13 protein-coding genes are annotated in these 13,029 nt (G+C 41.5%); 6 read left to right on the top strand and 7 right to left on the bottom strand.

The annotated features are described in order from the left end of the window. Positions 1–41: 41 nt before the first annotated feature. Positions 42–935, bottom strand: coding sequence for a bifunctional GNAT family N-acetyltransferase/hotdog fold thioesterase (locus tag AOG26_RS16195; RefSeq protein ID WP_054563461.1), 894 nt, complete (start codon positions 933–935; stop codon positions 42–44). Positions 936–1,163: 228 nt separating this feature from the next. Here AOG26_RS16195 and AOG26_RS16190 point away from each other — a divergent pair, with 228 nt between their 5' ends. Continuing rightward, positions 1,164–1,853, top strand: a complete 690-nt coding sequence (locus AOG26_RS16190) for a spermidine synthase (RefSeq protein WP_054563460.1) — start codon at positions 1,164–1,166, stop codon at positions 1,851–1,853. Positions 1,854–2,069: 216 nt separating this feature from the next. Here the strand turns inward: AOG26_RS16190 and dtd are convergent, their stop codons facing one another. From dtd to AOG26_RS16175, 3 genes are read right to left on the bottom strand one after another with little or no spacing between them, the layout of a single operon-like run. Further along, positions 2,070–2,507 (bottom strand): D-aminoacyl-tRNA deacylase, encoded by a 438-nt coding sequence (gene dtd, locus AOG26_RS16185; RefSeq protein WP_054563459.1) that lies wholly within the window; start codon positions 2,505–2,507, stop codon positions 2,070–2,072. Beyond that, positions 2,495–3,448 (bottom strand): alpha/beta fold hydrolase, encoded by a 954-nt coding sequence (locus AOG26_RS16180; RefSeq protein ID WP_054563458.1) that lies wholly within the window; start codon positions 3,446–3,448, stop codon positions 2,495–2,497. The genes dtd and AOG26_RS16180 overlap by 13 nt, the downstream gene beginning before the upstream one ends. Before the next feature lie 25 nt (positions 3,449–3,473). Further along, positions 3,474–4,346 (bottom strand): virulence factor BrkB family protein, encoded by an 873-nt coding sequence (locus tag AOG26_RS16175; protein WP_054563457.1) that lies wholly within the window; start codon positions 4,344–4,346, stop codon positions 3,474–3,476. An 86-nt stretch (positions 4,347–4,432) separates the two neighbouring features. Between AOG26_RS16175 and AOG26_RS16170 the strand changes: the two genes are divergently transcribed. Further along, positions 4,433–5,089 carry a DUF2959 domain-containing protein gene (locus tag AOG26_RS16170; protein ID WP_054563456.1) on the top strand — a complete coding sequence of 219 codons (657 nt, stop codon included), beginning with the start codon at positions 4,433–4,435 and terminating at the stop codon, positions 5,087–5,089. A gap of 133 nt (positions 5,090–5,222) precedes the next feature. Continuing rightward, positions 5,223–6,314: an MBL fold metallo-hydrolase gene (locus AOG26_RS16165; protein ID WP_054563455.1), complete on the top strand. Its 1,092-nt coding sequence runs from the start codon at positions 5,223–5,225 to the stop codon at positions 6,312–6,314. A 15-nt stretch (positions 6,315–6,329) separates the two neighbouring features. Here the strand turns inward: AOG26_RS16165 and AOG26_RS16160 are convergent, their stop codons facing one another. The 3 genes from AOG26_RS16160 to typA form a co-directional block, all read right to left on the bottom strand. Next, positions 6,330–6,755 (bottom strand): BLUF domain-containing protein, encoded by a 426-nt coding sequence (locus AOG26_RS16160; RefSeq protein ID WP_054563454.1) that lies wholly within the window; start codon positions 6,753–6,755, stop codon positions 6,330–6,332. Between the two features lie 257 nt (positions 6,756–7,012). After that, positions 7,013–7,318, bottom strand: coding sequence for a hypothetical protein (locus AOG26_RS20800; RefSeq protein ID WP_054563453.1), 306 nt, complete (start codon positions 7,316–7,318; stop codon positions 7,013–7,015). A 159-nt stretch (positions 7,319–7,477) separates the two neighbouring features. Beyond that, positions 7,478–9,301, bottom strand: coding sequence for a translational GTPase TypA (gene typA / locus AOG26_RS16150; protein ID WP_054563452.1), 1,824 nt, complete (start codon positions 9,299–9,301; stop codon positions 7,478–7,480). A 508-nt stretch (positions 9,302–9,809) separates the two neighbouring features. Between typA and glnA the strand changes: the two genes are divergently transcribed. From glnA to glnL, 3 genes are all read left to right on the top strand, one after another. Beyond that, on the top strand, positions 9,810–11,216 hold the full coding sequence (glnA, locus tag AOG26_RS16140) for a glutamate--ammonia ligase (protein ID WP_054563450.1): 1,407 nt from the start codon (positions 9,810–9,812) through the stop codon (positions 11,214–11,216). 133 nt (positions 11,217–11,349) lie between these two features. Beyond that, positions 11,350–11,871 carry a DUF4124 domain-containing protein gene (locus AOG26_RS16135; RefSeq protein ID WP_235575511.1) on the top strand — a complete coding sequence of 174 codons (522 nt, stop codon included), beginning with the start codon at positions 11,350–11,352 and terminating at the stop codon, positions 11,869–11,871. An 80-nt stretch (positions 11,872–11,951) separates the two neighbouring features. Continuing rightward, positions 11,952–13,022 (top strand): nitrogen regulation protein NR(II), encoded by a 1,071-nt coding sequence (gene glnL, locus AOG26_RS16130; RefSeq protein ID WP_054563448.1) that lies wholly within the window; start codon positions 11,952–11,954, stop codon positions 13,020–13,022. Positions 13,023–13,029 lie beyond the last annotated feature (7 nt).

The following is a 13,029-nucleotide window of genomic DNA, read 5'->3' as shown; positions in this document are numbered from 1 at the left end:
TAATGAAGAGCGAGCTTTAGTTAGCTCGCTCTGAATAGTCGTTATTTTTTAACGATGAAGTGACCTTCGAATTCTGCTACTAACACATCACCATCGTATACATTTACTGGCACATGGTAGCTTGCTTTGCCACTGTCTTCTAAATCCGCTAACTTGCCTTTACAGCCAGCCAACTCAACACTACCACGAGGGTCGTTATTGAGTGGTTTAAGGTATTTAATGTTGGCATCAGCTAACACGATATTTCCTTCGAGGCCTGCTTCTTTCAGCGCTAGGTAAGTTGCGCCCCACCCTGTTAAGGTTGCTAAACTATAAATTGAACCCGCAAACATAGTGTTATGAAGGTTTAAGTTCGCATCTAAATCAGCGCGGGTAGTAAACTGCCAATCGGTATAGCTTTCAACTTTAATGCCCATCGCATCACTGATTGGGATCGACTCACGCCACGTGTTTTGCAGTACTTGTGTCCAGTTTGGATGACGGAACCAACCCGGCTCAGATGGTTTTTGTTTTACCATTTTCCAATGCTGTACATCGTCATAGGCAAGGTGCGCTTTTTCTTTTAATTCGTAGCCATGACGCTTATAGAAATCAAGGGCTCGCTCACGAGCAAACAATACCAGCTCGTCAGCATCTTGAGTCCATGCGATTTTTTCTAATTCATGTAATAAACGGCTACCAATATGCTGGTTACGATTACCTTCAGCGACCGCCATATAACGAACTTGCGCTTGCTGATGATTATTAAAATGCAGGCGAGCTACACCTAATACTTCGCCGTCATTATTTTTGATAAAGCGGTGCTCAGCGTCTTGCTCTAAGTCATCTTGCTCAGAACCACGCGGCTCGCCCCAGGGTGCTCTTAAAACCTGCCAACGTAATGAATAGTACGCTTGCCAATCTTCGCTGCTTTGTGGGGTGGTCACTTTAAACATAAAAACTCCTGTGATAATTCAGCCACTGTCTGTTGTTTTTCTGTCGTGGCCTTTGGAATGCGAATTACGATACGCGATCTTCAAACAAGTTGGAATAATACTTTGGTGACCCAGCCTAAATTATTATTCTTGGCTGTAAAAACTAATGCACAATTGCACTTTAAGCCTGCTGGTCTATGCTGAAATAATTGTCTTATTTTAATAAACAAATTGCTAAAGGCCCGAAATATGGAACATTTTCTTGAACCCAGTGGCGCAGTAAAACATAGTTTTATTGAGGACTGCCACCGATTAGGGCAACTCATCTATTGGCATAAACAAGGCAATTACAGTATTCAAGTTAGGCAACTTAACCAATTACGCTGGTTATTGATCAACGAAACTCTGCAATCGGTCATTGAAAAACGCCGACCTGCCAGATTACTTTTCCCGCATTTACAATACCTTGCAAAGCTTTGGCAAGACTTAGAGGAACCTAAAAAGATTTTAGAACTAGGACTAGGCGGTGGTGCTATTCGTAATTACTTACAGCACACCTACCCTGACAGCCAACTAACATCGGTTGATAAAAACCCCGACATAATTCACTGCTATAAACGCTACTTTGGTGGCGACCATGCCAATAACTTGCACTGTTTTGATGCGCAGCAAGTATTAGAGCAAAACAACGAATATAATTGGATTATCCTAGATTTATTCAGTGAGGTAGATGCGCCATTATTTTTATACAAGCACCAGTTTTACACCAAACTAAGAGCAGCGATGGCAAAAGATGGCTTGTTGTTCATTAATTTTTTATCTAATCACCCATCGCAACTAAAACAACTTGAGCACCTGCTAATCACCGAGTTTGGCAAGCGCCCAAGCATTGTAAAAATCCCCGACTACGTGAATCATATCGTGATGATCAAAAAATAAAAATGCTTATACCAATCCGCTTACTTAAGTAGTCTATTTTGAGGCAATAAAACCTCGTTGATAACAAGGCAAGAATTTCGTTATTTAGTTGTTCTCGGCAATTGCTCCTGCATTGCTCTACCTCCTGCATCCATGCAGTCGTAAATGAGAGATTTTTAACGCAGTTAGCGACAGGTTTAATCCCTCAAAATGATTAAGTATTATTGCGGGTTGGTATTACACAGATAAATTAAAAGTAACGGGACCATCGTTACATAGGCTTACTTGCATATCAGCACCAAACTGCCCTGTAGCCACTGTTAAGCCCGTTTTTTTAGCTTCAGCAATAAAATACTCATAGAGCGTATTGGCTTGCTCTGGCGTGCCAGCACTTGAAAAGCTCGGGCGCATGCCCTTTTTGGTGTCAGCTGCTAACGTAAACTGCGAAACCACTAAAAGCTCACCTTTGATGTCATTCAAACTTAAATTCATCTTTCCTTGTTCATCGGTAAAAATGCGGTAATTGCTGACTTTGTGTAAAAGCTTCTGGGCGCTTTGCTCGGTGTCCTGTTTTTCAACACCTAATAGCAGCAAAATACCTTGTGAAATTTCACCAACAACTTCGCCTGCCACTTCTACTTTTGCCTGTTTTACTCTTTGAATTAAGCCTTGCATTGATCCCTCGATAACTTGATATACATTAAATCTGCGGCACGTCGCATTGCCGACAAATATACCTGATTATCGCTGCTGTGCCCAATGCCATCTAAAATCAACAATTGTGCATTTAACTGTTCAGCAAGCTGTTGTACGGCACTATATCGACAGATCAAATCGGCGCGGCCATGAATAAACCAAATAGGTAAATGAGTCAGTAGATGCGCATTTTCTGCGATAAAGCCTTCTTCAATGAAACAATGATGACGAAAATAATGCACCATTAACCTTGCTTGATTTAACCCGACATGGGGCTCCTGTAAACTCCAGTTTGTCAAAGGCTCACCATGACATAGCACCTGCTCCCAATGACACCATAACTTGGCAAATTTACTGGCTTTAATTTGATCATCATTGTTTAGCTGTTGCTGATAAAAATCGAGTAAGGCACGCCAATCAGTGTAATCATGTGCAAATTCATTAAAGCACTCAGGGTAAAAATGCGCGCCGGCTCCTTTTGTTGTGTAAAGCCACTCGAAGTCACTGTTACAAGCTAAAAAGCTAGCCCGTAAAATAAGCCCTGCAACATGCTCTTGGTGATGAATAGCATAGACAAGTGCCAAAGTGGCACCCCATGACTCACCACACACCAGCCACTTTTCAATACCCAGTTGCTGGCGTAAATACTCGAGATCGGCAACTAATTCTGAGGTGGTATTGGTTGAACTATCATGGGGTGTTGAGTGACCGCAACCGCGCTGACTGAACATGATCACTCGAAAACGTTCTAAGTCGAAAAAGCGGCAATTTTCAGGGCATAGACCCGCACCAGGCCCGCCATGGCATAACACCACAGCAATCCCTGTAGACGCACCATATTCTTGCACATGGATTTGATGACCATCGCCAACACTTAAGTGATAATCACGGTTGGCAACATATTGTGGATGTAACTGCACCTCGCTCTCCTTAGGTGCAGTGAATTTAAACCTCTATATCAGGCGTGTCCTCGATATTCTCAGGGCTGATACATACAGTAAATTCTGCACCGAGTAATACGACAATCCACGACAAATACACCCATACAAATAAAATAGGGATTGTCGCCAACGCCCCATAAATAACTTCGTATGATGGGAAGTGGCTGATGTACAAAGCAAAGCCTTTTTTTGTCAGCTCAAACAACATAGCTGCAAACAAAGCGCCCGGAATTGCCGCTCTAAATGGAACTCGTGTGTTAGGAACTAAAGTATAGAGCATAATGAAGCCAATCATTGAAATTATGTAAGGTAATAATTTCAATAAAAAGCCGCTAAAGCCGGGGATACCTTGATCGGCAAACGACACTAACGACACGATGTATGAAGTAACACCAATACTAGCCCCTAATAACACAGGGCCCAGACTAAGCACCATCCAATAAACGGCAAACGAAATCATCATTGGACGCTTTTTCTTAATACGCCAAATTCGATTTAATGTAGCATCGACATTGCGAATAAGTAACAAAGATACCGCCGCTAAAAAACCCACACCAACGGCAGTCATTTTATTCGCATTACCGGCAAAAGCGCTGATATGCTCTTTAATTACATCTGTAGAGGTCGGCACAAGGTTAGTAAACAAGAAGTTTTCTATGGTCACTAACGTGCTTTCGAATCCTGGAAAAGCAGAAAAAATAGCCACACCAACCGCTACTAAAGGCACGATTGATAATAAGGTCACATAAGCCAAGTACCCAGCATTAACAGTGATTTGATCGTCAATACAACGATTAAGATACTGCATCCACCAAGTAGGTTGTTGCTTTAAAAAAGTGCTTAATTGCAACTTATATCGACTGAGCTTCTCATCCATAGAATCTAATTTCTGCTAAAATGTTTTGATAATCATAGCAATCCACCACATAATTTGAAATGACAGGTACCTAAAAAGGATTCTCAATGAAAAAACTGACACTTTTAAGTGCACCACTATTTGCAGTAACAATGGCATTATCAGGCTGTCAGTCTGCTTACTACTCAGCCATGGAATCTGTAGGTGTGCATAAGCGCGACATTTTAGTAGACCGCGTAGAAGAAACAAAAGAAGCACAGCAAGAGTCACAAGAAGAGTTTCAATCAGCATTAGACAGATTAACCACGCTGATCAACTTTGATGGTGGTGAGCTACAAGATGCCTACAATCAACTGAATGATGATTACGAGTCGAGCCTCGCGGCAGCAAACGACGTAACAAGCAATATCAATAAAGTAGAAGATGTAGCTGAAGCGCTATTTGATGAATGGGCCGATGAGCTAGAGCAATACAAAAGCGCCTCTCTTAAACGTGAAAGCAGCAAAAAGCTCAATGCAACTAAGCGCCAATTTGATCAACTACTTCGCTCAATGCGCAGCGCAGAAAGCAAAATGGAGCCGGTATTATCATCACTTCATGATAATGTTTTGTACTTAAAACATAATCTAAACGCACAAGCTGTAACTGCAATCAAAGGTGAGTTCACAAGCCTAAAACGCGATATAAAAGTGTTAATGGACGACATGAACAAATCAATTGAAGACTCTAATAAGTTCATTGAGCAAATGAACAAAGCGGGCTAATCAGCTCAAGCTATTAATAACAAAAGCCTACTTAAACGTAGGCTTTTTTATGTAACCTCTTGTTACTTTTTAATGATTTATCTTAAATTTTATTTTGCTAAACTCACTGCAAAGAATAAAAAGTAAGCATGGTATGCATTTAAAAACACTCTCAACACTTATTGCAGCAGCACTTTTAGGTGCATGCAGTAATTCAAACACTGTTAATGTTATTGCCGGTGAAGGCACTATCACTCCGTTAAAAACAGAGGGTGAGTACGAAGGTCGCTACCACAACCTTTATCCGGGTGATAAAGAATACCCAACAACCTGCACTGACAATTGCTATGAAGCATCAGAACTCCTTGTGTGCGACGACAGTAACTCACAATGCGAGTTTCACGCAGAACAACATGTGCCTGCAATCAATTCAGGTTTTACGGTGCGCTGGTTAGGTCATGCTGGGTTTTATATTCAATCACCAAATGGTGAGCAGCTGTTGTTTGACCCAGTTAAAGATCAGTTTGATTCGCCCGTAGACTTTGCCTTTAAGCTTGCTGGCGGCATTTATCGCAAACCTGGTTTTTGGCCATCACATGCTGAACTTAATGACTTAGATGCAGTAATGTACTCACACATTCACTATGACCATTTTAACAAGGCGGATATAGAAGAGATTGGCAATACCCCCCGCTACTTAGTGCCATTAGGCTTTGCAGATAACTTCCCGACGGGTGGCTTTAATATTTCAGAAATGGCGTGGTACGCAAGTACACAAATTAATGATTTAACGATTCATGCGCTGCCAGCTCATCACTTTAGCAGTCGTATAATGGTGCCTTTCATTTACGACGACCACAATAAAGATTTATGGAATGGTTGGTTACTTGAGCAAAATGGTAGAACCTTGTTTTTTGCTGGTGATACCGGTTACTCAAAACACTTCCAAGATATTAATCAAAAATACGGCGAGATTGATGTATGTTTAATGCCTATCGCTTCTTATTACCATGAAGAAAACGGTAAGTGGTATCGCTATGTTCATACAACGCCAGAAGACAGCTTAAACGCCGCAGAGGAGCTAAACTGTAAAGTGATGATCCCATGGGGTTATGGCAACTCAAGCTGGCAAATGGGTGACCATTCAAGCCACTCTGCATTATTAAGATTACTGCATATGCAAAAACAGATGAACAGCCAAGTCCCTCTTTACATATTGAATGAAGGTGAGCAAGTGTCACTGTAGTGACACTTACAAGCACTACATAGTATGTTTGAGCAATGAGTCCCGTAAAGCCAGCATAAGTTTATGGGCGCTTCCTGCCGACATGGCTAATGGATTAAATTCGCTGGTACCTGAGTATTTAAGGTTAATAGGGGTCACTTGTTTAGTGTAAGGAATGTAACCCATAGACCAATTTTCAAACTCTCTTTCATAAATTTCACAATAGTTCAGCATAATTATATTGCAATGACGTTTGTCATTAAGAATACGATGATAAGTTTCATTCACCGCTTTTCGTGACCCCTCAAGGCATTGCATAAAGTGGGTGCTATTAAAACAAAGTAGCCCAGTTACATTACTTTCTGCATTATTCTGCTTAGCTTTCTCGAGAATATCTTCGATGTCATTGGGCCCAAACCCATCGCTAATTTCACTTGTGTAAATCAGTCTAACTAAATACATCTTACTCTCCTGTAAGTTGGATTTAGAAAAGATAGTACAGATGGGGGAGTTAGTAAAAAGTTGCGAGTTGCGAGTTGCGAGTTGCGAGTTGCGAGTTGCGAGTTGCGAGTTGCGAGTTGCGAGTTGCGAGTTGCGAGTTGCGAGTTGCGAGTTGCTCAATAAACTAATTAACTAGGTTAGAAATACAAACAAAATAAGTAAAGCTACAATTCTGATAGCAATGTTGGAACAATTTACTCCTAGAAAATTAGCTTAGGCTAAATTCCAGTGGTATTAACTTTGTTATGGAAATATTTTCCTAAAATTCCTGTCGGTAGCAATAAAACATTAATCACTATAGTACGAAATATTACGCCAACAAGAAAAATAATATCAAGGTCAGGATTACCATCCCACTCAGGTTGGGATATTAGTTGCGACACATAGCGTAAGTCACTAGCAAATACACTCACAAAAATGATGCAATGCGCAATGAACAAGCCTAGATAGCCATATTTCTTTGCAGCAAGAACTGTTATCGCTAACCATCCGAGCCAGTAATAAAACTCATACCCAAAAAACATTTAATCTTCCATTCGATCTGACAGCTGAGAGCTGAGAGCTGAGAGCTGAGAGCTGAGAGCTGAGAGCTGAGAGCTGAGAGCTGAGAGCTAATCATACAACAAAAAACCGCCGTATTTTTCAATACGGCGGTTTTAATTTTGTAAAACTAAAAGACCTTATTAGTCTTTAGCTTGACGGCTCGCACGCTTACGCTCACTTTCAGTTAAGTGACGCTTACGGATACGGATGTTTTCAGGTGTCACTTCCACTAACTCGTCATCATCGATGAACTCAATCGCTTGTTCAAGCGTGTAGTTTAGTGGTGGAACAAGTGTTTGTGCTTCATCTGTACCAGATGCACGAACGTTTGTAAGTTGCTTACCTTTAAGCGCGTTTACTGTTAGGTCGTTGTCACGGCTGTGGATACCGATAACCATACCTTCGTAAACTTCAACACCGTGACCGATGAATAACTTACCACGGTCTTGTAAGTTGAATAATGCGTTAGTAAGTGCTTTACCTGTTGCGTTTGCAATCATTACACCATTCTTACGAGCACCGATAGTACCGCCTTTGTGTGGACCATAGTGATCGAATGTGTGGTAAAGAAGACCAGAACCAGACGTTAATGTCATGAACTCAGTTTGGAAACCAATTAAGCCACGGCTTGGGATCATAAAGTCCATACGTACACGGCCTTTACCATCTGGAGACATGTCTGTTAGTTCACCCTTACGAAGACCAATTTGTTCCATGATAGAACCTTGGTGCTCTTCTTGACAGTCGATTGTAAGTGTTTCGTATGGCTCTTCTTTTTGACCATCAACTTCACGAAGGATTACTTGTGGACGAGATACAGCAAGCTCGTAACCTTCACGACGCATGTTCTCGATTAAGATACCTAAGTGTAACTCACCACGACCAGAAACACGGAAGCTATCTGGGTTGTCAGTTTCTTCAACACGTAATGCAACGTTGTGAACAAGCTCAGCTTGTAAACGCTCAAGGATGTTACGTGAAGTTACGAATTTACCTTCTTTACCAGCAAATGGTGATGTATTTACAGAGAACGTCATTGTTACTGTAGGCTCATCAACACTTAGCGGTGGTAATGCTTCAACGGTATTTACATCACAGATAGTGTCTGAGATTTTCAGCTCACCAAGACCTGTGATAGCAATGATGTCACCCGCGCCTGCAGACTCTGCTTCATGACGCTCAAGACCTAAGTAGCTCATTACTTGGCCAACTTTACCATTACGCTTAGTACCATCTGCACTAACAATTGTTACTTGTTGGTTAGGGCGAACAGTACCACGCTTGATACGACCTACACCGATAACACCGATGTACGAGTTGTAGTCAAGCTGAGAAATTTGCATTTGGAAAGCACCTTCAGGATCTGCATCCGGTGGAGATACTTCGTCAACGATCATCTGGAACATTGGTTCCATGTTTTCTGATGGCTCGTCTAAATCCATTGTTGCCCAGCCGTTGATAGCTGATGCATAGATTACTTTAAAGTCTAACTGTTCATCAGTTGCACCTAAGTTATCGAATAAGTCGAAAACTTGGTCCATAACCCAGTCAGGACGTGCGCCTGGTTTGTCGATTTTGTTGATAACAACAATCGGTGTTAAACCTTGTGCGAATGCTTTTTGCGTTACGAAACGCGTTTGCGGCATTGGACCTTCTTGAGCATCAACAAGTAGTAATACTGAGTCAGCCATCGAAAGTACGCGTTCTACTTCACCACCGAAGTCGGCGTGTCCTGGGGTGTCTACGATATTGATATGGTAGTCGTTCCAAGAGATAGCTGTGTTTTTAGCTAAAATGGTAATACCACGCTCTTTCTCAATGTCGTTTGAGTCCATTACGCGCTCTTCGTTACCGCCGCGCGTTTCTAATGTGCCTGATTGCTCAAGCAGTTTATCAACCAAAGTTGTTTTACCGTGGTCAACGTGGGCGATAATCGCTATATTTCTTAACTTTTCGATGCTCATATTTTTTCTCAGAGAAATTGAATCTCATTGATCCTGCAAGATCTACGCACTCACCTGCGTTTTCACCAGATGTCCCAGCATAGGATTTAAAAGGGCGCATATTATCCCTTAATAATGGCATGGATGAAAGTTTATCCAATATAAATTTATAAACTTTCTTCAAGCTTTTTATAAGTATCTGTTTTATAAATGACAAATTTATGAAAATTAAAGTGAATCTGAGCTCAAAACTGGCGAAATTTTCGTTTTTGAACCATATTTTGGCACTAAATCGTGTTCATAACAGAAAAATTGGCACGCTCAATAATTGTGCAAAACAAGGTCGCACTTTTTACGCACCAGAATGATCTTTTTACGCACCAATTTAGTGCAACAAAAGTTAACAAAACAAAGCCTTGTTTGTTTTTTGTAAGTCTAAACAAGGTGTTAAAAACATGGCACGAAACCAGCTTATATAAGCGAAAAGCAATAATGCAGCAAAAAATAAAACCCAACAATTGGAGGACACATGTCACAATCGGTTTTAGATTTTATCAAAGAAAATGACGTTAAGTTCATTGATTTACGCTTTACTGATACCAAAGGTAAAGAACAGCATGTTTCTATTCCTCATCATCAAATTGATGAAGATTTCTTCGAAGACGGCAAAATGTTTGACGGTTCTTCAATTGCTGGCTGGAAAGGTATCAACGAATCAGACATGGTACTTATGCCTGTTCCTGAGTCTGCGAAAATGGACCCGTTTTCTGAAGAAGCTACACTAATCGTACGTTGTGACGTAGTTGAGCCTTCAACACTTCAAGGTTATGAGCGTGATCCACGTTCTGTTGCAAAACGCGCTGAAGAGTACATGCGTTCTACTGGTATTGCTGACACTGTTTTATTCGGTCCAGAGCCAGAGTTCTTCCTTTTTGATGACGTTAAATACAAATCAGACATGTCTGGTTCTATGTACAAAATCGATTCTGTAGAAGCTGCTTGGAACTCAGATAAAGATTACGAAGGTGGCAACATGGGTCACCGTCCAGGTGTTAAAGGCGGTTACTTCCCGTGTTCTCCTGTTGATTCATCACAAGACTGGCGTTCAGCAACTTGTTTAGTTCTTGAAGAACTAGGTCAAGTAGTTGAAGCTCACCACCACGAAGTAGCAACTGCAGGTCAAAATGAGATCGCAACGCGCTTCAATACAATGGTATTAAAAGCTGACGAAATTCAAGAGATGAAATATGTTATCCATAACATGGCTCACCTTTACGGAAAAACAGCGACATTCATGCCTAAACCAATCGTAGGTGATAACGGTTCTGGTATGCACTGCCACCAATCTCTAGGTAAAGATGGCGTAAACATCTTCGCTGGTGACAAATACGCTGGTCTATCTGAAGAAGCTCTTTACTACATCGGTGGTATCATCAAGCACGCTAAAGCAATCAACGCATTTGCTAACGCATCAACTAACTCATACAAGCGCCTAGTACCAGGCTTCGAAGCACCAGTAATGCTTGCATATTCTGCACGTAACCGTTCTGCTTCAATCCGTATCCCAGTGGTACCGTCTGCAAAAGCACGTCGTATCGAAATTCGTTTCCCTGATCCAACAGCTAACCCATACTTAGCATTCTCTGCAATGCTTATGGCTGGCCTAGACGGTATCAAAAACAAGATCCACCCTGGCGATGCAATGGACAAAGACTTATACGATCTACCTGCTGAAGAAGCAGCTGAGATCCCACAAGTTGCATCTTCTTTATCTGAAGCACTAGCATCATTAGACGCTGACCGTGAGTTCTTAACTCAAGGTGGCGTATTCACTGATGACCTAATCGATGCATATATCGCGCTTAAAGGTCAAGAAGTTGAAAAACTTAACATGACAACTCACCCAGTTGAGTTCGAAATGTACTACAGCGTGTAACACACGCTGTAGCAGAATTATCTAAAAGATAATAAATGTGTGTTCTCAAGCCCGCTCTGCGGGCTTTTTTAATGGTAATTGAGCGGGTTCTACTCTACAGTTTTATTTAGATTAAAAAATGCAGGGTTGCAGGGTGAAAAGCACAACTTTATTGGTACTACCGCTGATTTTTATAAGCTTTTTTGGCTATAGCGCAGCGCAGAAAGTGTATTCTTGGAAAGATAAAAACGGCGTTTTAGTATTTTCTGATACACCGCGCCCTGGCGCTACCGAAGTAAAGATGAATACCCAAAACCTGACCATGCCAGCTACCGACACCAGCATACTTGATAGCGCACCAAGTGCGACACCAGTCAAATTTAAAGTCAGTATTGCTTCTCCTGCTAATGAAGCGACCGTGCGAGAAAATACCGGTTCAGTGTATGTCACCGCCCGAATTAACCCACGCTTTGAAAACGGATTTAAAGTACAACTTTTATTTGATGGCAATCCTCATGGTGCACCAAGTAATAGCACGACCTTTGCACTAAGAGAGGTCGAGCGTGGAGAACACACATTACAAGCTAAACTTTATGATGCTAATAATAAACTCGTTTCGGTTAGCCCAGTCAGCACCTTTTTCATGCACAGAACCTCAATTTATGGCGGAAACTAAGGTTTTTGGCATGACTTCTCGCAAAGTAAAAAGAGTATGCTAAGCTGCACTAAATTGAAACGCACTAAAATGGTGCAACCATGCTCAGTGAAACACATTTTAACTCTGAACTGCTCGACAGTATTTGGAAAAATTTAAGTACTGCTGTCATTTTACTCGACCGAGATTTTAAACTGGTTTATGCAAACGATAGCGCCAGTGAGCTTTTAGGTTTAGGACCCAAGCGCATTATCAACCAACCGTTCGATAACCTATTCAATTACCACTCAATAGACTTAAAACGCATTGCTCAGTATTCGTTGTTCGATGGTGTTGATTGCCACCAGCATAGAGCTGACGTGGTGTTCGTCGATTCTCGCCATGCCAAGCTGACCATTAGCACGCGACGAATAAGCAGCAATGATGAAAATTATATTTTGTTTGAATGCCGCCAAATGGATGATGAAATTCGCCACGATCAAGCTTCGAACCAAATGCATCAGTATCAAGCAGCACGAAATCTAATTCGCGGTTTGGCACACGAAATTAAAAATCCTTTAGGTGGAATTCGCGGAGCGGCGCAATTATTGCAATATGAGGTTGATCAGCAAGAACGTGATCAATGTGCCGAATTAATCATTGAACAAGCAGACCGTTTACGCGAGCTTGTGGACCGCTTACTTGGTCCGAATCAATTGCCACATAAATCCTATGGCAACATTCACCAAGCGTTAGAGTCAGTGATTAAACTGAGCATGTTAGATAACAATGCCAATATCACTTTAGTGAAAGACTATGATCCAAGTATACCGAGTGTATACATTGACCAAAGTAAAATTCAACAAGTGGTACTGAACATTATTCGTAATGCACAACAGGCACTGGTTGATGGTGGCGAGATAAGAATAAAAACCCGCATCAATCATCAACACAGGCGCCCAGGTAAGGCGCCGAAAAAAACCTTGCTGATCCAAATTTCGGATAACGGCCCAGGTATAGACAAGAGCTTACGTGAAACCTTGTTCTACCCAATGATCACCAACAAAGAAAATGGATCAGGGCTTGGTTTATCGATAGCGCAAACCTTGGTTGACCAACATGACGGCCACATTGATTGTGACAGTTGGCCAGGCCATACAGAATTTAATATCTATTTGCCTTTTACGGATTAATGGTTTT

It is taken from the genome of Pseudoalteromonas sp. UCD-33C (genome assembly GCF_001306895.1).
Classification (GTDB): domain Bacteria; phylum Pseudomonadota; class Gammaproteobacteria; order Enterobacterales; family Alteromonadaceae; genus Pseudoalteromonas.
Note: the sequence above shows the minus strand (reverse complement) of the source record. Positions and strands in the feature narration are given on the sequence as shown.